The sequence below is a fragment of the Candidatus Sulfurimonas marisnigri genome (genome assembly GCF_015265475.1).
GTDB classification, from domain to species: Bacteria; Campylobacterota; Campylobacteria; order Campylobacterales; family Sulfurimonadaceae; genus Sulfurimonas; species Sulfurimonas marisnigri.
Genome location: NZ_CP054493.1, coordinates 581,931 through 601,364, shown reverse-complemented (window position 1 = coordinate 601,364; position 19,434 = coordinate 581,931). Strand labels below are relative to the sequence as shown.

The 19,434-nt window shown below is 33.4% G+C and carries 19 protein-coding genes; 7 read left to right on the top strand and 12 right to left on the bottom strand.

Annotated elements, in window-relative coordinates; all coding sequences use genetic code 11:
* Positions 1 to 21 precede the first annotated feature (21 nt).
* Both truC and HUE87_RS03105 read right to left on the bottom strand, forming a co-directional pair.
* Positions 22 to 747, bottom strand: coding sequence for a tRNA pseudouridine(65) synthase TruC (gene truC / locus HUE87_RS03110; RefSeq protein WP_194367283.1), 726 nt, complete (start codon positions 745 to 747; stop codon positions 22 to 24).
* A 6-nt stretch (positions 748 to 753) separates the two neighbouring features.
* A complete protein-coding gene (locus HUE87_RS03105) occupies positions 754 to 2,055 on the bottom strand; it encodes a DEAD/DEAH box helicase (protein ID WP_194367282.1) in 1,302 nt (433 codons plus the stop codon).
* Positions 2,056 to 2,231: 176 nt separating this feature from the next.
* Here HUE87_RS03105 and HUE87_RS03100 point away from each other — a divergent pair, with 176 nt between their 5' ends.
* Entirely contained in the window at positions 2,232 to 2,723 is a 492-nt protein-coding gene (locus HUE87_RS03100) for a DUF2062 domain-containing protein (protein ID WP_194367281.1), read from the top strand.
* Here the strand turns inward: HUE87_RS03100 and lgt are convergent, their stop codons facing one another.
* The 4 genes from lgt to HUE87_RS03080 all read right to left on the bottom strand — a co-directional run bounded on the left by lgt (position 2,724) and on the right by HUE87_RS03080 (position 7,987).
* The gene (gene lgt, locus HUE87_RS03095; protein WP_194367280.1) at positions 2,724 to 3,548 is read right to left on the bottom strand and encodes a prolipoprotein diacylglyceryl transferase; all 825 of its coding nucleotides are present in this window, start codon (positions 3,546 to 3,548) and stop codon (positions 2,724 to 2,726) included.
* 6 nt (positions 3,549 to 3,554) lie between these two features.
* Positions 3,555 to 4,838 carry a (Fe-S)-binding protein gene (locus HUE87_RS03090; RefSeq protein ID WP_194367279.1) on the bottom strand — a complete coding sequence of 428 codons (1,284 nt, stop codon included), beginning with the start codon at positions 4,836 to 4,838 and terminating at the stop codon, positions 3,555 to 3,557.
* A 3-nt stretch (positions 4,839 to 4,841) separates the two neighbouring features.
* Positions 4,842 to 6,209 (bottom strand): oxygen-independent coproporphyrinogen III oxidase, encoded by a 1,368-nt coding sequence (gene hemN / locus HUE87_RS03085; RefSeq protein ID WP_194367278.1) that lies wholly within the window; start codon positions 6,207 to 6,209, stop codon positions 4,842 to 4,844.
* 65 nt (positions 6,210 to 6,274) lie between these two features.
* A complete protein-coding gene (locus HUE87_RS03080; RefSeq protein WP_194367277.1) occupies positions 6,275 to 7,987 on the bottom strand; it encodes an ABC transporter ATP-binding protein in 1,713 nt (570 codons plus the stop codon).
* A 159-nt stretch (positions 7,988 to 8,146) separates the two neighbouring features.
* Between HUE87_RS03080 and HUE87_RS03075 the strand changes: the two genes are divergently transcribed.
* From HUE87_RS03075 to HUE87_RS03055, 5 genes are read left to right on the top strand one after another with little or no spacing between them, the layout of a single operon-like run.
* On the top strand, positions 8,147 to 8,920 hold the full coding sequence (locus HUE87_RS03075; RefSeq protein ID WP_194367276.1) for a glycosyltransferase family 32 protein: 774 nt from the start codon (positions 8,147 to 8,149) through the stop codon (positions 8,918 to 8,920).
* Positions 8,921 to 8,927: 7 nt separating this feature from the next.
* Positions 8,928 to 9,794 (top strand): NAD-dependent epimerase/dehydratase family protein, encoded by an 867-nt coding sequence (locus HUE87_RS03070; protein ID WP_194367275.1) that lies wholly within the window; start codon positions 8,928 to 8,930, stop codon positions 9,792 to 9,794.
* Entirely contained in the window at positions 9,785 to 10,849 is a 1,065-nt protein-coding gene (locus tag HUE87_RS03065; protein WP_229855207.1) for a glycosyltransferase family 4 protein, read from the top strand. The genes HUE87_RS03070 and HUE87_RS03065 overlap by 10 nt, the downstream gene beginning before the upstream one ends.
* Before the next feature lie 7 nt (positions 10,850 to 10,856).
* Entirely contained in the window at positions 10,857 to 11,693 is an 837-nt protein-coding gene (locus HUE87_RS03060) for an NAD-dependent epimerase/dehydratase family protein (RefSeq protein ID WP_194367274.1), read from the top strand.
* Complete coding sequence (locus HUE87_RS03055) at positions 11,693 to 12,940, top strand: O-antigen ligase family protein (RefSeq protein ID WP_194367273.1); 1,248 nt, start codon at positions 11,693 to 11,695, stop codon at positions 12,938 to 12,940. Before HUE87_RS03060 ends, HUE87_RS03055 begins: the two co-directional genes overlap by 1 nt.
* 2 nt (positions 12,941 to 12,942) lie before the next feature.
* Here HUE87_RS03055 and HUE87_RS03050 read toward each other — a convergent pair whose 3' ends face one another.
* From HUE87_RS03050 to HUE87_RS03035, 4 genes are read right to left on the bottom strand one after another with little or no spacing between them, the layout of a single operon-like run.
* Complete coding sequence (locus HUE87_RS03050; protein WP_229855205.1) at positions 12,943 to 13,431, bottom strand: acyltransferase; 489 nt, start codon at positions 13,429 to 13,431, stop codon at positions 12,943 to 12,945.
* The gene (locus tag HUE87_RS03045; RefSeq protein ID WP_194367271.1) at positions 13,406 to 14,458 is read right to left on the bottom strand and encodes a glycosyltransferase family 9 protein; all 1,053 of its coding nucleotides are present in this window, start codon (positions 14,456 to 14,458) and stop codon (positions 13,406 to 13,408) included. The genes HUE87_RS03050 and HUE87_RS03045 overlap by 26 nt, the downstream gene beginning before the upstream one ends.
* A 3-nt stretch (positions 14,459 to 14,461) precedes the next feature.
* Positions 14,462 to 15,547: a glycosyltransferase family 4 protein gene (locus HUE87_RS03040; protein WP_194367270.1), complete on the bottom strand. Its 1,086-nt coding sequence runs from the start codon at positions 15,545 to 15,547 to the stop codon at positions 14,462 to 14,464.
* A complete protein-coding gene (locus HUE87_RS03035) occupies positions 15,537 to 16,286 on the bottom strand; it encodes a glycosyltransferase family 2 protein (protein WP_194367269.1) in 750 nt (249 codons plus the stop codon). Before HUE87_RS03035 ends, HUE87_RS03040 begins: the two co-directional genes overlap by 11 nt.
* 50 nt (positions 16,287 to 16,336) lie before the next feature.
* On the opposite strand from HUE87_RS03035, the gene HUE87_RS03030 reads away from it, so the two are divergent.
* Positions 16,337 to 17,083 carry a lipopolysaccharide kinase InaA family protein gene (locus tag HUE87_RS03030; RefSeq protein WP_194367268.1) on the top strand — a complete coding sequence of 249 codons (747 nt, stop codon included), beginning with the start codon at positions 16,337 to 16,339 and terminating at the stop codon, positions 17,081 to 17,083.
* Here the strand turns inward: HUE87_RS03030 and HUE87_RS03025 are convergent.
* Both HUE87_RS03025 and HUE87_RS03020 read right to left on the bottom strand, forming a co-directional pair.
* The gene (locus HUE87_RS03025) at positions 17,080 to 18,042 is read right to left on the bottom strand and encodes a glycosyltransferase family 9 protein (protein ID WP_194367267.1); all 963 of its coding nucleotides are present in this window, start codon (positions 18,040 to 18,042) and stop codon (positions 17,080 to 17,082) included. The two genes, HUE87_RS03030 and HUE87_RS03025, sit on opposite strands and share 4 nt — an antisense overlap.
* Positions 18,043 to 18,045: 3 nt before the next feature.
* Positions 18,046 to 19,371: a UDP-glucose dehydrogenase family protein gene (locus HUE87_RS03020; RefSeq protein WP_194367266.1), complete on the bottom strand. Its 1,326-nt coding sequence runs from the start codon at positions 19,369 to 19,371 to the stop codon at positions 18,046 to 18,048.
* Between the last annotated feature and the right edge of the window lie 63 nt (positions 19,372 to 19,434).

Below are 19,434 nucleotides of genomic sequence, written 5' to 3'. Positions count from 1 at the left end.
TATACATCAATAGTATAAAGCCTATATAAGTATTTCACTCCATTCAAAAGAGTTAAATATAGATTTACATGTAGCATCCAACGGCGCATTAATTATTAAGAGTTCACCTGTGTATGGATGCTTTATTTTCAGCTCGCTTGCATGAAGAAGGAGTCTATGACAATCGTAAGTTTCACGTATAAACTTATTATGCTCACCCCTTCCATACTTCGTATCGCCTAAGATATGGTGAGATATATGCTTCATATGACGTCGGAGTTGATGTTTTCTCCCTGTTTTAGGGAGAAGTTTTACAAGTGAATAGCGCGTTTTATCATATCTGCCAACCGCAAATGGAACTTCAACGGTTGCTAACCTTACATACTCTGTTTGTGCCTCTTGAGGTTCTTTATCTTTATTAGCTTTTTTATCTGCTATTTTGTCAAGTTTTTCTACTAAAGCGTGGTCTATAAAACCGCTTTCTTCTATGTAGCCACGAACAACTGCTAAATAGGTTTTTTTTGTCTCTCTATCTCTAAACTGCTCACTCATAAGTTTTGCACTCTCCTTGTCGAGTGTAAAAAGCAAGACTCCGGAGGTCGGTTTATCTAAGCGGTGAACAGGATATACAAACTTACCTATCTGGTCACGAAGTTGCTGGATGGCAAATTCAGTCTCATGTCTGTCAATCGGGGAGCGATGGACTAAAAGTCCTGATGGCTTGTTTATAGCCACCAAGTATTCATCTTTGTAAAGAACCTCTAACAAAATATATTAATCACGCTTGGTTGTTTTTCTTTTTTTATTGGTTTTTTTTACAACTTTTGCAGTTTTTATTGATTTAGCAGTAACCTTTTGAGCAACTTTTTTAGTTGGTCGTTTTTTCTCTGCTTTTTTATGCTCACTCTTTAACTTTAGCTCATCTTCATCTTTTCTTCTTATTGTAGGGTCTGGCTCAAAACCCTCAACAGTTTCTTGAGGAATCTTTATCCCTATAAGTCTCTCTATCTCTTTTATATCATACTTTTCATAGATATCTATTAGTGAGATTGCTTCACCATCACGCCCAGCACGACCTGTACGCCCTACTCTATGGATATAGTCTTCTGGTACAGATGGTAGTTCATAATTTATAACATAAGGGAGGTGTTCAATATCTAAACCACGTGAAGCAATATCAGTTGCCACGAGCACTGTAATATTCCCCTCTTTGAAATCATTGAGCGTTTTTACGCGGTTGGCTTGAGTTTTGTCACCGTGGATGACTCCACACTTTAGTCCATCTTTTTTAAGCTCAAGAACAAGCTGATCTGCACTTGCCTTGGTTCTAGTAAATACTAAAACTTGTCTAAAGTTTCTTGAGCCAATTATATAAGCCAATAGTTCCGCTTTTCTCTCACGGTCTACCAGATAAACTTTTTGGTTAATTGTATCAACAGTCGAGTTCTTTTTGGATGCTTCTATAAATGCCGGTTTAGTTAAAAGAAGCTTTGAGAGTTTTCTAACTTTCTCGCTGTATGTTGCTGAAAAAAGAAGAGTCTGATGTCTTTTTGGAAGCATTGGGTGTATTTTTCTTATCTCTTTTACAAAACCCATATCTAACATTCTATCTGCTTCATCTAGCACAAAAATCTCTACACCTTTAAGGCTTAGCCCACCCTCTGCATGTTCGAGCATTCTTCCTGGAGTTGCTATAACAATATCAACACCCTTTTTTAAGATTTTTTGCTGAGCCTCTATATCTTTTCCCCCAACCAAAAGAGCTATGCTAAGATTCATATACTTTGCAAAACTTTTCATATCTTCATGTATTTGAATTGACAATTCACGGGTAGGAGATAGTATAACACCTCTTATCAACCTGTTTACATCATCAGAGTTGGCGCGAAGACGTTGAATCATAGGAAGCCCAAATGCAGCAGTTTTACCAGTTCCAGTCTGAGCTGTTGCGAATATGTCACTCTTGGCCAACACCAATGGAATAGCTCTTGTTTGAACTGTAGTAGGATTAATATAGCCCAAATCGTTTATTGCGCCAAGAAGTTGTTTCATAACGCCCAGTTTTTCGAATGACATGTATATCCCTCTTATTAAATCTCATAAAATATGAATAAATCCATACTTTATTCAATCACTATAGCTTCAGCTTTGGTGAGAGATTTTTATTTTTAATTAATGGAATTTTAGCATATTATTAAAGATATAAGTTCTTTATAGATATAATCTTTACACTTTTAAAAATGGCATAATGAATGATAAGAAAAACACTTAAGAACACAAGCAAAAGTGAAAAACTAAAATCTTTTATAAAAAAATATAAAATCCCGCAAGAATACCTATCGTCAAATAGAAGAATGGTCTCAAGGGGCGTTTTTATTGGTCTGCTTATAGCCTTTATTCCAATGCCCATGCAGATGTTAGCAGTAGTTGCTGTGATGCCGTTTTTTCGTTTTAATGTCCCTGTTGGAATTGCAATGTGTTGGTTAAGCAACCCCTTTACTATGCCGCCAATGTACTACATGGAATATCTGACAGGAAGTTTCTTCTTAGGTATGGAAATAGCACCAGTAGAGATGACTCTCGAGTGGTTTAGTGATAACATCTCTAAAATATTTATTCCACTCTATTTAGGAGCAGCTTTTTACTCTATAGTTGGTTCAACTTTGGGATATTACCTAGTAAACCATTTTTGGAGATCTTCAGTACAGAGAGATAAAAAACTTCATAGAAATGATAGAAAGTAATTAAGCTTTTGCTTTTTTACTCTGTACTTTAAAATAAAGCCAAGCGATAATCCCGACTAAACTCATAGCCAAACTCATAACCTGACCTTGAGTTATCGCTTCACAACACACATAACCTATCTGAATGTCCGGTGCACGGTAAATCTCTGCTATAGCTCTAAGAATTCCATAACTAATAGCATATACCAAAATCAATTCACCACTGAATTTTTTATATTTTCTATACATGTAGACAACTACAAAAACGCCAAAGCCCTCTAAAATTGCTTCGTAGAGTTGCGATGGATGACGAAGCAAACCATCAACCATTATGCCCCATGGAACATCTGTTTGGCGACCTATAAGCTCTTGGTTTAGGAAGTTTCCTATTCTCCCAAAAACAAAGGCGAGAGGAACACTGAGAGCTACTAAGTCCATAATCTTTCCAAACTCTATCTTATGTTTTTTAGAGTACATGTAAGTAGCTATTAAAAAACCTAAAACTGCACCGTGGTAACTCATACCGCGAATACCTACGAATTCACCATTTTGAAATGGATTGAAAATTTGCCAAGGATGAGAGAGATAATAAAAGGTTTGAGTATCATAAAAAAGTATGTAACCGAGTCTTGCTCCAAGAATAACACCAATCTCTACATAAATAAAGTAGTTGTCAATCTCTTTACCTTTAAAGTCTAGCTTATCTCTCTTTATGAAATATTTTCCAATATATAGAGCACTAAGAAGAGCCAAAACATACATAATTCCATACCAGTGAATTGGCAGTGAAAATATATTAAAAGCTACAGGGTCAAAAGTGTCATATATATTGTTCCATGCTGTCATATATGTCTATTTTCTTAAAGCTTCAGCGATAAGCTCAATAGGGTTTTTAAACACTGTGTCTACCCCGGAATAGCTCATAGAGGAGTTTATCTGCATTCTACATGCGCTACACTCTGCACTAACCACATCTGCTTTAGTTTTCTCAATCATTGAAGCTTTTGGAATACCGGCAGCTTTTGCAAAATGAAACTTTTCACTCTGCATAGTCACACCACCAAATCCACAGCAGGCATTTGGATCACTCATCTCAACAATATTGTAGTTTTTGCGTATAAGATTTCTAGGCTCTTGATGAATTCCCTGCATCTTTTTAGCGTGACAAGGGTCATGGTAAGTTATTATTTTCGTGCTTTTTTTCTTTGAAGCCAAAAGTTGCTCCAGATGGGTATGGTGCTGCAACCATTCTGTTGCCATAAAGATTTTATCTTTTAAAGCTTTTGCTCTAGCTTTCCACTCTGGTTGGTCGTGAAAGTAGTGTTCATAGTCTATTTTTATCATAGCGCTACATGTAGCTTCTGGAATAATTATAGCTTCAACATCTTTAGAAAAACTCTCAAAGTACTCAATGTTATATTTAGCATTATTGTCTACTGTATCAAAATCACCAGTAAAATAAGCCGGTGCAGAACAACACTTTTGATCTTTTGCTAAAAATACATCAATCTCCAAATGTTCTAAAATCTCTAAAAGACCATTTCCAACTTCTTTATAGTTATAGTTACCCAAACATCCTATGAAAATAGCTACTTTTCTTTTCCCACCATTATCTATATTCTCTTTATGAGAGTTTAAAAATGATGTTTTTGTTAAACTCGGAAGAAGTCTATCTGTTTTTAACATTGGAAGATTAAAGCGAGAGTTCATTGAGTTTATATCTGCTTTTATTTTAAAACCGCATGTTTGAAAAGTCCAACCAAGTTTAAAAGCTATATCATTTAGCCAGCGGTGACGAAGAAGTAAGAAGAAAGCTTTTTTATACCAAGCTATTCCAAACTTTTTACCTATGTCTGAACGAACTTGTTCTATAACCATATCAGTAGGGATAGATTTTGGACAGACTTCAACACAGTTAGTACATAAAAAACAGCTTTCAAAAATGTCTTTTACATTTTTATCTAACTCTAAATTTCCTCTTTGATATGCACCAAGAAGGTCCAAAAAACCACGTGGAGATGTAACCTCATCTGCATTTACATTGTGGATTGTGCAAACAGGGATACACTTTCCACACTTTATACAGTCATCTGTAGTAGTAGCGTAATCAAAAATATCTTGTGGCGTTTTACTCAATTTTTATACCGTTTTAGAGAATGCTTTAGAGCTTGCTGCATGCTTTTTCATATATGCATCAAATGGCATACAAATATTTCTAATAAGCAGAGTGCCTGTATGACTACACTCTATCTTACTCTCATCCATAGTTAATAGATCATCTTCAGCAAAAGGTTTTAGCGCCTCAATTGCATCTGCAAAATAAGTTTTAAATTCAACATCAAACTTTTCATTAAACCTATTTATATCAAGTTTAAAGTTACTCATAAGTTCCATTATCACATATTGGCGAATCAAATCATCTTCGTTCAAAACAACACCACGTTCAAAAGGGAGTTTTCCAGCATCAATAGCCGCTTCATACTCTTTCATATCTTTAAAGTTTTGGTTGTAACTATCTACACCCTCGCCAATCGAAGTTAGACCTACTCCAACTAAATCAGCTCCACCTTTTGTAGTATATCCTTGAAAGTTTCTATGAAGCTCACCCTTGTCTATTGCTTTAAACAACTCATCTTCAGGCTTAGCAAAGTGGTCCATCCCAACCATTCGATAACCATTTGAAGTTAAAAAATCGATTGTATACTGCATAATTTGAAGCTTTTCATCAGGAAGAGGAAGGGTTGTCTCATCTATCTTTCTCATGGTCTTTTTAAGCCATGGAACGTGAGCATAGTTAAATACTGCAAATCTGTCTGGGCTTAGTGTCAAAGAGAGGTCTAGAGTCTCTTTAAAAGTCTCTAATGATTGAAAAGGAAGTCCATAAATAAGGTCAACATTTACAGAGACCATATTGTATTTTCTAGCTAAGTCCATAGCAGCCTTTGTCATCTCATAAGGCTGAACCCTATGAACTGCCGTTTGCACTTTTTCATTAAAATCTTGAATACCAAAACTTACACGGTTAAAACCCTCTTCGCTCATAACACGCATTTGATCTTCATCTATATGTCTAGGATCAATCTCACAACTAATCTCAGCATCTTCTCTAAAATTTGGAAATGTTTTTTTAATCTCTTTAATAATCTCTCCAAGTTGAGAAGCACTAAAAAATGTAGGTGTACCGCCACCAAAGTGCATTTGCAAAACTTCACGATTACAATCAATATGTGAAGATAGTATTTTTAACTCTCTCTTTAGATAGTCAACATAACGAATCATCTTGTCCTCTTTTGAGGTAAATACAACATTACATCCACAGAAGTAACATGCATTTCTACAAAAAGGGAGATGGAAGTAAAGACTAATTGGACGTGATGAATCCTGAGATTCAAGCTTATTTATATATTCATCATAACCGTAAGCATCGCTAAACTCCAATGCTGTTGGATAACTTGTATAGCGCGGGCCCGGTTTTGAGTACTTTGTAAATTTTGCAAAATCTAACATATTTATAGTCCATTTCTTATTAATTACAGCGATTATCTCTAAAAAGTCTTGAAATACTGATTAATTTAATTTTTAAACTTTCCTGCTAATCTTTGATAAACCTCTGACTCTATCAAAAGTTCACTATGTGTTCCACTCGCGACTATCTTACCTTTTTGCATTACTAAAATTTTATCAGCATGCTCAATAGTACTTAATCTATGTGCAATAGTTACAGTAATCTTATCTTTAGTGTATTCGTTCAAAGCTTCTTGTATTCTTTTTTCACTCTCATTATCAAGTGCTGACGTTGCTTCATCAAAAAGAAGCAGGGATGAGTGTTTATAAATTGCCCTAGCAATTGCAACACGTTGACGCTGTCCACCCGAGAGATTAGCACCAAACTCTTCCATCTTTGTATAAATTCCATTTTCAAGAGATGAGACAAAACTAGAAGCATCTGCCAACTCTAAAGCTTCTATAACTTTTTGTTCATCTATATTCTCTTCACCATAAGCAACATTTGCAGCAAGAGTGTCTTGAAATATATAAATTCTTTGCGTAACTAAAGATACATGATGTTTGAGCGAATTTTGTTTATAATCTTTTATATTAGTTCCATTCACTAATATCTCTCCACTGTCTGGGTCATAAAAGCGTATAAGCATGTTTATAAAGGTAGATTTACCTCCACCACTATCCCCAACAAGAGCTATGTTTTCACCCTGTTTTATATCTATATTAATATTATTTAGTGCGTAATCGTTTTCGTACTTTAGTTTTACATTTTTAAACTCTACATGTACAATATCTTCTTGAAGAAGTTTCTCTCCATCTTGGATTTTACTTTTTGTATCTAATACTTCAAAAACTCTCTCACTAGCAGCAACTGCATCTTGAATCTTAGAGTATATTGACCCAATACGACGCACAGGTTGAAAAACAAGTCCAACAGCTGTTAAAAATGCTGTAAACTCACCTACAGTCATATTATTTTCATAAACTTCTCTCCCGCCTATAAAAATAACTGCGGCAAGCCCAATAGCACCGATAATCTCCAACATAGGGGAAACTATTTCTCCAACATAAACTGCTTTCATATTTATCTTGAAAAATTGCCAGTTTTGAACACTAAAACGGTTTAGTTCATACTTTTCAGTAGCATTTGCTTTAATTATTTCACTGTTGTTGAAAACTTCCGTAAGCCTTGTTACAACATCAGCATTTTTATTTTGTGAACGGTGGGAATATTTTTTTAACTTTCTTGCTATTAAAATAAGAGGATAAATAACTACAGGCAAAACAACTAAAGAGTAGAATGCCAAATGTGCATTTAAATATATAACATACCCTATAAGAGCAACTACCGTCAAGCTCTCACGAAACAGCTCGGGAAGCATACTTGCCACAAAATACTGAATTCTACCAATATCATTTGTAACACGAGAAATCAACTCACCGCTTCTATTTAGGTATAAAAATCCCATATCTAGATTTATCATTTTTTCGAGTAAAATCTCTCTAAACCTGGTTACTATATGCTGACCTATATAACTCATATAGACTGACTGTATGTAGCGACCAATTGCCTTTAAGAAATAAATTGCAATCAGCCCAAGAGGGATAAAAAACAACATCTCCTCTTTTCGGTTTATAAACATATCATCCATTAACGGTTTCATAATATGTGCCGTTGCCGCTGTAGCACTTACAGTTAAGATTATCCCTATTAAAACTAAAAAATATTGTAATTTGTACTCTTTTATGTATGGGAAAAATCTTTTTAAAACTTTTTTCAAATATATCTCCAGGAAACTAATAAGTGTATATTACAATAAATAAAATAATTTGCCCTTTACGCAAAGAACACTTTCAAGTAAATCAAAACATATTTTTGCTATTATTCTTTTACAAATTTGGAAACATTTTTTGTAATTTAAATCTCTATGGGGCAATGAATGTCATTTCCAATTATAGTTGCAAATCGTCTAATTAAAGTATTGGGAACAATTACCAAAACTTTATGTTATCCGTTTCATTATATTTTTCCAAAAAAGCGTTTTAAGATTCCTGAAATCAGCAAACCTATTTTTGCATCAAAAAAAATAAGTAAGATTCCAAAAATCATTTGGCAAACAAACTACACGAACAATGTAAGTTTGCCTGTATATTTAAACTACTTGTTTAATCGTCTTATGTCTTTAGACCATGAGTATCGTTATGTAAGCACAGAGGCAAGACTAGAGTATATGAAAACTAATGCTCCAAAAGAGATGAGCGAGGCATTTGAACAACTGACAGATGGTGCTTCACAAGCTGATTTTTGGAGAATGTTTGTTCTTAACCATATTGGCGGAACATACATGGATATTGATGCTCATCTTGTATGGCCACTATCTAAAATAATCAAACCTGATGATACAGAGGTCTTCTTACTAACAAAACAGCACTATAGCAACTACTTTATAGCTAGCCAAAAAAATAATCCCGTTTTAGAAAAAAGCCTCAACATTATTGTAGACAACATAGTAAATAAAAAGTTGGGAAGCGGTGTTTATGACTTGACAGGTCCAAGTGTATTAAATATTGCCATTTCAGACAAGAAAGTTAATCACAGATTTTACCGAATAACTTGTGTTCAAGGTAGTTTTACAAATGAGTATTTTCAGTACATTGATAAACCAAGAGGCAAGTGGACTCATGCAAAAAAAGAAGATCTAATAAAAGGCTAAACAGAATATGAAAAAAAAGATACTAGTTACAGGTGGAGCAGGATTTGTTGGAAGCCACCTATGTGAAAGATTAGCGCAAGATAAAAACAATGATGTTTACTCTTTGGACAACTACTTTACAGGCTCAAAAGAGAATCATGTTAATAATGTAACTTACATAGAAGGTCTGACTGCCGACATAGAAAAGCTCATAGAGTTCGCTCCGGACATGGTTTACCATCTTGGTGAATACAGCAGAGTTGAGCAGAGCTTTGATGATATAGAAAAAGTTTGGAAATTCAACAAAGACGGTATTTTTGCAGTTCTAGAGTTTGTCAGAAAGCATGGGTGTAAAATACTTTATGCAGGGAGCAGTACAAAATTTGGTGATGGCGGACTAGGGAGAAGCGCATCGCCTTACGCTTGGACAAAAGCTACAAACACCGAACTTGTACAAAATTACGGAGCTTGGTTTAATGTACCTTATGCAATAACGTACTTTTACAATGTATATGGTTCAAGAGAGATTCAAACCGGAAAATATGCCACCCTTATTGCTTTATTTAAAGAGAAAATGAAAAACAACGAGCCTCTGACCATAGTTAGCCCAGGCGCTCAAAAGAGAAATTTCACCCATATTGATGACATAATCAATGGATTGATTTTAGTCGGTGAAAATGGTTATGGAGATGAGTTTGGAATAGGAAGTCCGGAAGCCTACAGCATAAAAGAGATTGCTCAAATGTATGGCGGTGAGATACAGATGCTTCCGGAGAGAAAAGGCAACAGAATGACAGCTGACGTGATAAGTGCTAAAACAGAGGCTCTAGGGTGGAAACCAACCAAAAGCATTATAGATTACATTGAAAAGATGAGAGCCAATAATTGGAAATAACTAAACAACCTACAGCTGTTATTTGCCTCTCTCCATATCGCGGAGGAATGGAGCTAGATGCTATCTCTTTTGCTAAAAAACTAGTTCCACATATGAAAACAATTATAGTTGTTAAAGAGAATAGTTTTATGCATGAGAAACTAAAAGATGAAGATAATATTGCATTTGAAACTATCTCTTTTAGAAGCAACCTAGGCTTTAGTCTTATAACAAAAAGTAGAAAAATCATTAAAGAACATGGGATTAAAAATGTTGTCTTTTTTGGTGCAAGTGAACTAAAATCTCTCTACTTTGCATTTTTAGGACTTGATATAAACCTGTTAATCAGACATAGCACAACAAAATCAACACCCAAAAAAGATTGGTTTCATAAACTTATCTACAGCGATGTAAACTATCATATATCAACCTCTAAGCACTTAGAAAAAAATGTAGACCATATCATTCCATTTGGTAAAAACACTAAATCTCAAATGATATATTCATCATTTAAATTCAATGAATCTAAACATATCCCCCACAATGGAATAAACATTCTCCACACGGGAAGAATTGCTGATGCAAAAGGTCAAACTGATGCAATCAGTGCATGTAAAGTGCTTATTAACAACCAAATAGATTTTAAACTGTATATAGTCGGCGGTTATGATGAGGAATATAAAGAAAAATTTTTAAAATTCTATAAAGATATAGAATATAAGGATAAAGTGGAGTTTATTGGATTTACAAATAATGTTGAAGAGTATCTTCATCAGGCTGATATCTTTCTTTTTCCTAGTTACGGTGAGGGGCTAAGTTTGTCTTTTAGAGAAGCTTTGGCAAATAATCTTATCTGTTTTGCATATGAAAACACTTCATTTCCAGAGCTTAAAGAGTTGGGACTAAAGTTTCATCTGTGCAAAAACAGAGATATAGAAGATTTAAGTTCACAGCTATTATCTACATGTAGAAATATAGAAAAAGAAAAAGAAGTAACAAAAGACAACAACAATATTATAAAAGAAGTATTCTCTGAAGAAAAAGAGATAAAAAAATATTTAGAAATTTTGAAGTAAAAAACGAATGACACTTAATATAATCATTGGAAAAAATAGTAATCTATCTAAACATTTGCAAAAAAATTTACACAACACACTGCTAATATCTTCTTTAAATCTTGAAGTTTTCAACGATATTTCTTTTAAAGATTATGAAAAAATAAACATTATATTTAATCAATTCCAAATAGCAACTAAACTATATATTTTGGATAATCCGCTTGAGTATATCAACAGAAGTATAACAACTACAGCTACAATTTTAGAATACATAAAATTAAACGCAATTTCTATTAATAAAATAATTTATACAAGTAGCAGCTCCGTTTACGGCAACAATACATCTTGCTCTGAAGATGATGAGACTTACCCGCTAAGCTTGCACGCTTCGCTAAAAATAGCCAATGAAAAGCTGATTGAAAAGTTTGCACAAGACAACAATATTGACTATACAATCGCAAGAGTTTTTAACATGTATGGAGAAAATGACAACTTCTCGGTTATTTCAAAAATAATAAATACTTACAAACAAAATAAAACCTTAACTCTTGTAAATAATGGTGAGGCTATAAGAGATTTTATTCATATTGACGATATTGTGCATAGCTATAAAAAGATATTACAAATAAAATCTATGCCAATAATAAATATAGGAACAGGTCAGGGTAAGTCAATCTTATATATACTTGATTATTTGCGAAAACACAATATTGAGCTTAATACTAAAAATATTGAAAAAAATGAGTTAATGGTTTCTATATCCAAAAATAAAATATTATTAAATATAGTCGGAAGCTACTCTTTTAAAAAAGTAGAAAAATATATTTTTGAAAAAATCAAATTTGAAAATGGAATTAGTTAATGATAGAAGCAGTGATAAATAAAAGAAAAGAAAATTATTTTATAAGCTATATCTATCTATATATCTTTTTAATGCCTTGGAATTTTTTAAATGGTCAAATGGGTGGACTAAGTGTTATTTTATTGATTTGGTGGCTAATAATTGCTAAGAACAGAGGTTTTTTTTCAAAACTAAAAGCAATATTTTATTTTAAACCGCTATTAATGATACTTTTATTTTTTGCCTACTCATATTTCTCCCTGCTCTGGACAGACAATTTTGAAGATGCAAAAAAAGCTTTAACATATTATAAGTACTATTGGATTATAGTGCCGGTTCTTTTTACTGCACTAAATGCAGAGCAGGCTAGAAATGGGTTACACATATTTGTTATTAGCTTAGGTATTTATGCTATCTTTTCAATTTTGATTCATCTTGATCTTATTCATATAATTGATCATACGACAAACCCTACAGGGGTTAAGAATCCAAGAGGAATATTGGCTTATGCTATTACAACCCCATTGATGGCTATCGGTTTTTTATCTTCTGTATTTATAGCTTACTATAATAAATTAAAAATTATAAAAACTGTTTTTTTAATAATCGCAGTTTTGTGCTTGATAGGAATTTTTATAAACAATGGAAGAGCAGGACAACTCTCATTTTTTATAACTATAGGAGTTTTGTTAATTCTATATAGAAAACACCTTACTAATCCAAAAATACTCTTTAGTTTTATTATTGTTATTTTTGCGAGTTGGTACATGCTTGTTTCATTCAATAAACTGGCCCGATTTCAAACTGGAATTAATGATTTAAAAAACTTGGAAAAAACAAACTTTTCCGGAAGCTGGGGAGCCAGACTATACGTATGGTATGCAGCAGCTGACATATTAAAGAAAAATCCGATTTTTGGTGTTGGGGTTGGTGACCATATTGATGAATTTGTAAAATATACAAAAACTCATCCAAGTAAAGGGGCTTGGGTTAGGACATTTCACAACCAGCACCTTGATATATTAGCGAGATATGGAATTGTCGGGTACCTATTGTTGCTGGGCAGTGTTATATCTCTTTTGTATGCCTTAAAAACTCAAGCATTATATTTTTCACTTGGCACTGTGTTTTTTTCAATTACATATTTTGACGGATTTGGTGACATAATCTTATTAATGAAACCTTATAACAATATCTTTATGCTTATGTTTATTTTATTATCCGTTATTGCTTCAACAAAGATTGCTTTAAAAAACAAAAAAATATAATTTTATTTTCTGCTTTTTACTACAACAGCTGGATTTCCGGCTGCTATACTATAATCAGGGATGTCTTTTGTTACTATGCTTCCTGCACCAATCACACTTCCCTGTCCAATTGTAACACCTGTTAAAATTATTGAACCTGCACCAATCCATACATCATTATTTATTACTATATGCCCCTGCTTTCCAACACCTTGCAGACGCATTGGAATATCAGTTCTAGCTATGTTATGATTACCGCCGATAATTAATACATTGTGAGCAATCATAACGTCATCTCCTATAGTAATAGTACTTTGATTGTTATCAGAAGTGCTAATATTTACATTACTCGAAATATACACATTGCTGCCAAAGCTAACCTGATTAAGTGGTCCGATTGCTACATTCTTTCCAATTTTTAAATTTTTATTTGTGTTTTTAATTTTTCCATACTTATCAATTTTTAAATAAAATTTAATTATATTTTTAATTTTTTTCATCATTGCTTTCATACAAACCATCCATAAGTTGAATTGTTGAATTTAAAACTTCATCAACTGATGGTTTTAAGTAATCCGAATTAAAAACAACTTGATGTTCTTTAACCTTTGGCAGATATCTAAGCGGTGAAATCCCCATAGCCCACATTAAGCCCAAAGTAGGAGTATTGGATGCAATTGCCATATTCCTAATTCCTGTATCACCAACTATGACTAAAGACGATTTGGCTAAATAATCATATATACCTTCCAAAGGCAAAGTATTTTGATGAACTACATTCTCATAATCTGCAAAGGGTGCATATATATCATCAAACTGCTCATCTTCTTTAATCCCTTTTAAAACTATATGTTGATAATCTGAGTATTTGTTTCTCATTTTCTCTATTAGCATTACAAAGTTTTCTTCACCCCAACATCTTGCTTGTATTGAAGCACCGGCAAAATAGATAATGTATGGATTTTTTATATCTCTAGATTCTTTTGTCAATCCATATTCCAGTGGATAATGTTTTGTGTTGGCACCCAATATATTTAGCTGATGTAGCATACTTTGTGATTCTAATACAAAATCGCTTCTTAATACTGATAAATCGTAAAACAACCTTCTAAATGCTCTGTATGAATATCCTACTTTAATATCAACTTTTGCAAATATTGCCATTAGTAAAGTCAGCGAACTATCAGTCAAATCAAACAAGATATCTTGTTTTGGAAGTTCTCTTATCTGCTTTAATCTTGAAAACATTCCTGTCTTTTTTGATTTATTATCAACAAAGACTTTATCTATAATATGAACTTCATCAACCAAATCTTTTGGCATACCATACATAGCATTTCTATCTACACTTAATGTTATTTTTGCATTTGGAAAAAATACTTTTAGCTCAATCAAAAAAGGTCGCATTACAACAAAGTCTCCAATGGCGGCATGTCTAATAACCGCAACACTTTTTATATCTTCAGGTTTCTTGTTCTTTAAATATTTTTTTGCTTTTTTATTAGCAAATGCACTGCCTCGTCTAAAATTTAATCTCATGAACTACATCCCTTTTAATATATTTAACAACTTCTCATTCTGCTTGCTTGCTTCAAACTTCTCTTTAGCTTTTTCATACCCGCTTAAAGCTAAACTCTCTTTAAGAGTTTTGTTTGCATAAAGCAGTTTGATTTTTTCAGCCAAATCTTCACTGCTTCTATCAAAAAGCAAACCATCAACACCATCTTCAATTATTTCTAATGGACCACCACTATTTGTTGCTATCATGCAAACTTTATTTACCATAGCCTCTATAACCACTAGCCCAAAGGTCTCTTTTGGTGTTGCCAGGATATTAACGTCAAATAACTTCATATGTGCATCCACCTCTTTGGTAAACCCTGTAAAGATTATCTTATCTTCAACACCCAAATCTTTTACTTTTTGTTTTAAGCTTTCAAGATAGTTCTCATCCATTGTGTGCCCTACTATGACTACTTTTATATTTAGCTCTTTTAGCATAGAGATTGCCTCAATTACAATCCACTGCCCTTTACCCTCTTCTATGCGACCAACAATTCCTACTATAAATTCATCTGTTAAGTTATATTTATCTTTGAGACTTTGCACTTTTTGCTGTTTTATGTCAAGCTCTTTTGTTCCCATATAAACTACTTCAACTTTTGGGCAGACATCTTTTGGTATAAACCTCTCCAATTGCTCTTTAACCTGATATGTGACTGCATGTATCGTATCTATATTTTTATAGAGCCATTTATGATAAAAATCATCTTTAAATCTGGTCATAGTCATGTTTCTAGTTTGAATAATTTTAGGTTTCTTTTTGCTAAGCACTTTTGCTAGAACAACGGTGCCTATATCTTTAGTCCAATGAAAATGGACTACATCAATGTCACTCTTATCTATAAATCTTGCTAGTTTTAAAGCAGGGATAATTGGGAAAAATTTATTTCTTTTTATATAGAATTTATCTTTACCCTCAAGATAGTTATCTAATTTTTTATCTGGCGCGACAGCTATTTTGCAGCTACCTTTTGTTCGAAAATCATTAAAGCAATTAGCAACAAAAAGTTCTAAACCACCCAAATCTGGAGATAAGCAAAACTCTAAAAGATTTTTATTTCTCATTCTCAGCCATCTCCAACATCACCACATACTTCATATAACTGTTATAAGCAGATGCAAAAGCAACATGCCATTCATGAATGCCACCAAAGATTCCACCTTTTAAAATCAAACCTTTCAAAAATGCACCCATTCCATGCAAAAAAGGATCATACCAAGAGGCTCTCTTTCCTTCGTTAAAGCGTACTTTTGCCAAATTTACAGCAAACCTGTCGGCTTTACTAACTAAGACACCGAAATTTTCAAAAGAGTAGTGAAGCATATCTATGTCTAAATCTTTATAGCTTTTACATATTACGGCACCATGCTCACCCTTGGCGTTATATCCACATGTAGAGTTTTTATAAAGCCTTACTACGCGATCTGGGTACCATTGCTTAATAAATTTTTTGCCTATAAAACTTTTGCGACGAAACGAGTATGCTTCGTACTCCCCATTTTCAAAGTCAAAATTTCTCAAATACTCTATAGCTTCATCTTCAAGCCTCTCGTCCGCATCTATACTCAATATCCACTCATTTGTTGCATATTGCTCACAAAAAGCTTTTTGACCGCCGTCACCAAGATACTTCTGTTCTATTACCTTCGCACCCAACTCCCTTGCTATTTCACATGTCTCGTCACTGCTGAAAGAATCAACAACTATAACCTCGTTGCAAATTTTTTGAACGTTTAAAATAACCCCGCTGATGTGTTTTTTCTCATTTAATGTTATAATCGTGGCTGTAATATTTTTTTGCATTTAAACTCAATAATTTTATTTAATTTTACCACAAAGTAGCTAAAGACAATATGTCATACAAAATTCAATACAACAAACAATTTGAAAACTTTAAAAATATACTTTTAAATATTAAGTCGATTTTTTCACAAAATTCACAAACGATTCATTTAGCAAGAAATGAATTGAAAATCATAGAAATAGAAAATATAAGTACAGTTGTAAAAGCTTTTAGAGTTCCAAATGTTTTAAATCAATTTGTTTACGCATATCTAAGAAAGTCAAAAGCTTATAAAGCTTTTCATAATGCCACTATACTTCATGACCTACATGTAAGCACCCCTGAGCCTATTGGTTATATAGAGTTTTTTAAATTTGCTCTTTTAAAAGAGAGTTTTTTTATCTCTAAAGAGTTTAAGTATGATTTTACAATTGCGCATATCAGAGATGAGCAGCCAGAATATAAAAAAAATGTTTTGGAAGATTTTGCAGAGTTTACATACTATATTCATACAAAAGGTGTCTGGCATGTTGATTATTCAGGAGGGAACATACTCGTTAAAAAAGATGGGGATAAATATCTTTTTTCTCTTGTAGATATCAACCGTATGAAATTCAGAACAATCTCTAACTATGAAGGTCTTGAAAATTTCAACAAACTTTGGTTTAATGAAGAAGATTTAACAACTATTGCAAAAGCTTACTCTAAACTTGCATCTCTTGACGAAAACAGGGCAATAGATGAAATTTTAATGCAAGACAAAAAACTAAAAGACAAAGTGCTGTTAAAACGAAAACTTAGAGGTGTAAGAAACTAAATCTTTCTTATTTTATTCTTAACATTTTCAAATATTTTATTTCTTTTTTCTTTATCTTGAGGCAACATAAAATGTTGTTGCAAGGCTTCTTCACCTACACTTTTCCACCTTTTAGAACTTGCAAACAAACTATCGCCAAAAAAAGTCATAGTCGGACAGCCAACAAGTGAAGCGAGATGATAAGTGCCTGTTGACGTACTGATAAAAAGTTTAAAACTGCTTATAAGTTTAGCAAAGTATATCAAGCCATCAAGAGATAGGTAAAAAACAACACCTTCATCTATAAATCTACTTTGCATCTCTTCATACAGCTCTTTTTCATCAGGTCCAAAAGTCAACACCACTTGATATTTATTTTTTTTTAAAACCTCACGAATCAGTATCTCGTACTCATCCAAGTTCCAGTTGGCATCTGATGAGCCGCCAAAACCTACATGAAAAGCTATTACCTCTTTTTCTATGCCATTATTTATACGAAAGATGTCATATACTTTTTTAGAATCATTAAACTCTAAAAGTGGTTTTTTGTACTCTAAGCTTATATCAGGAAATAGTGCTTGGGTGAGTTCTAAATTATACTCAAACTCAGCCATCTTGACTTCGCTTCTTCTTTGTAAAACTCTTTGTGTATAAAAAATTTGGGCTATTTTTGTTGCAGGGGCAATTCGTTTTGCAATGCCGGCTAACACTGAAGCAACCGCTATGCGAGTATTTGAAAAAAGGGCTATTGAAGTATCTATCTTACATGTACGAAGAGTTGAAGCTAAACTCCATAGACTTTGCCCTTTATCTACAACTACCTCATCTATAAAATCACAAGACTCTGCTAGTGCTTTATTAAGTGGAGCGATGCAAACTATAATCTTATTTTGAGGATTATAGTGCTTTAATACATAGATAGCTGGAAGAGCAGTTATAAAGTCTCCAAGCTTATCTGTACGACAGATTAAAATATTCAAAGACTAGTTCACACCAATCTGAAAATATTCAAAACCATATTCTCTCATTTTTTCTTTAGAAAACTGATTTCTTCCATCAAAGAATATAGGTGTTTTTAAAAGCTTTTTCATCTCATCAAAGTCAGGACTTCTAAACTCCTGCCACTCCGTTACAAGGACTAAAGCATCAGAGCCATTTAGAGCCTCATATTTACTCTGGGCATAAGAGACTCTATCGTTGCCTTTTAAGTAGTGGCTCTGAGCTTCATGTATAGCTTTTGGGTCATAAGCTACAACTTTCGCCCCTCTTGAAGTTAGCTGGTTTATAATTGTAATAGAGCTCGCCTCTCTCATATCATCTGTCTCAGGCTTAAAGCTAAGTCCCCAAACAGCAAAAGTCTTACCATCTAGATTTTCACCAAATTTGTCTATAACCTTATTGCTGATTACATATTTTTGATCATAATTAACAGCCTCGACAGCATCTAAAATTCTAGGGCTATACCCAAAATCTTTTGCCGTTTTTGCCAGAGCCTGAACATCTTTTGGAAAACAGCTACCACCATATCCACATCCTGGATATATAAAGCTATAACCTATTCGGCTATCGCTTCCTATACCGTTTCGTACTTTATTAATATCTGCTCCAACACGCTCACATATTTGACTCATCTCATTCATAAACGATATCTTTGTTGCAAGCATTGCATTTGCCGCATATTTTGTCATCTCGGCACTTTTTATATCCATTGCAATAAATCTATCATGATGCTTCATAAACGGGCTGTAAAGTTCTCTCATCACATCCATGGCTTTTACGCTCTCAGCGCCTATTACAACACGGTCAGGGTGTAAAAAATCTTGAATAGCTGCACCCTCTTTTAAAAACTCTGGGTTTGAGACTACATCAAATTTTATATCTACACCTCTGCGATCAAGTTCAGTCTGTATAGTTGCTTTTACTTTATCTGCAGTCCCTACCGGTACTGTAGATTTATCAACTACAACCAAATAATTCTGCATTGATTCACCTATGGTTTTTGCTACTGCTAAAACATACTTTAGGTCTGCACTTCCATCTTCACCCATCGGAGTTCCTACAGCTATAAATACTATTGAAGAGTTTTCTATAGCAGCTGCTGAGTTTGTTGTAAATGAAAGTGTTTTATTTTTATAGTTTTCCAATGTCATATCTTCTAAACCAGGTTCATAAATAGGGATAATGCCCTGCTCAAGTTCTTTAATCTTCTTTTCATCTATATCTACACAAGTAACGGTATTTCCCATTTGAGCAAAACAAACTCCACTCACTAAACCTACGTAACCTGTTCCAATAACTGATATTTTCATATTTTGTAAACCTTATAAATCATAATCGCGGATTTTACCCTAAAAAGGATATAATTAGCCTTA

Bases quoted from the DNA above. Each gene is read 5' to 3' on its own strand.
- HUE87_RS03105 (WP_194367282.1), bottom strand. From the start codon at position 2,055: ATGTCATTCGAAAAACTGGGCGTTATGAAACAACTTCTTGGCGCAATA.
- HUE87_RS03100 (WP_194367281.1), top strand. From the start codon at position 2,232: ATGATAAGAAAAACACTTAAGAACACAAGCAAAAGTGAAAAACTAAAA.
- lgt (WP_194367280.1), bottom strand. From the start codon at position 3,548: ATGACAGCATGGAACAATATATATGACACTTTTGACCCTGTAGCTTTT.
- hemN (WP_194367278.1), bottom strand. From the start codon at position 6,209: ATGTTAGATTTTGCAAAATTTACAAAGTACTCAAAACCGGGCCCGCGC.
- HUE87_RS03075 (WP_194367276.1), top strand. From the start codon at position 8,147: ATGTCATTTCCAATTATAGTTGCAAATCGTCTAATTAAAGTATTGGGA.
- HUE87_RS03070 (WP_194367275.1), top strand. From the start codon at position 8,928: ATGAAAAAAAAGATACTAGTTACAGGTGGAGCAGGATTTGTTGGAAGC.
- HUE87_RS03060 (WP_194367274.1), top strand. From the start codon at position 10,857: ATGACACTTAATATAATCATTGGAAAAAATAGTAATCTATCTAAACAT.
- HUE87_RS03055 (WP_194367273.1), top strand. From the start codon at position 11,693: ATGATAGAAGCAGTGATAAATAAAAGAAAAGAAAATTATTTTATAAGC.
- HUE87_RS03050 (WP_229855205.1), bottom strand. From the start codon at position 13,431: ATGAAAGCAATGATGAAAAAAATTAAAAATATAATTAAATTTTATTTA.
- HUE87_RS03045 (WP_194367271.1), bottom strand. From the start codon at position 14,458: ATGAGATTAAATTTTAGACGAGGCAGTGCATTTGCTAATAAAAAAGCA.
- HUE87_RS03040 (WP_194367270.1), bottom strand. From the start codon at position 15,547: ATGAGAAATAAAAATCTTTTAGAGTTTTGCTTATCTCCAGATTTGGGT.
- HUE87_RS03035 (WP_194367269.1), bottom strand. From the start codon at position 16,286: ATGCAAAAAAATATTACAGCCACGATTATAACATTAAATGAGAAAAAA.
- HUE87_RS03030 (WP_194367268.1), top strand. From the start codon at position 16,337: ATGTCATACAAAATTCAATACAACAAACAATTTGAAAACTTTAAAAAT.
- HUE87_RS03020 (WP_194367266.1), bottom strand. From the start codon at position 19,371: ATGAAAATATCAGTTATTGGAACAGGTTACGTAGGTTTAGTGAGTGGA.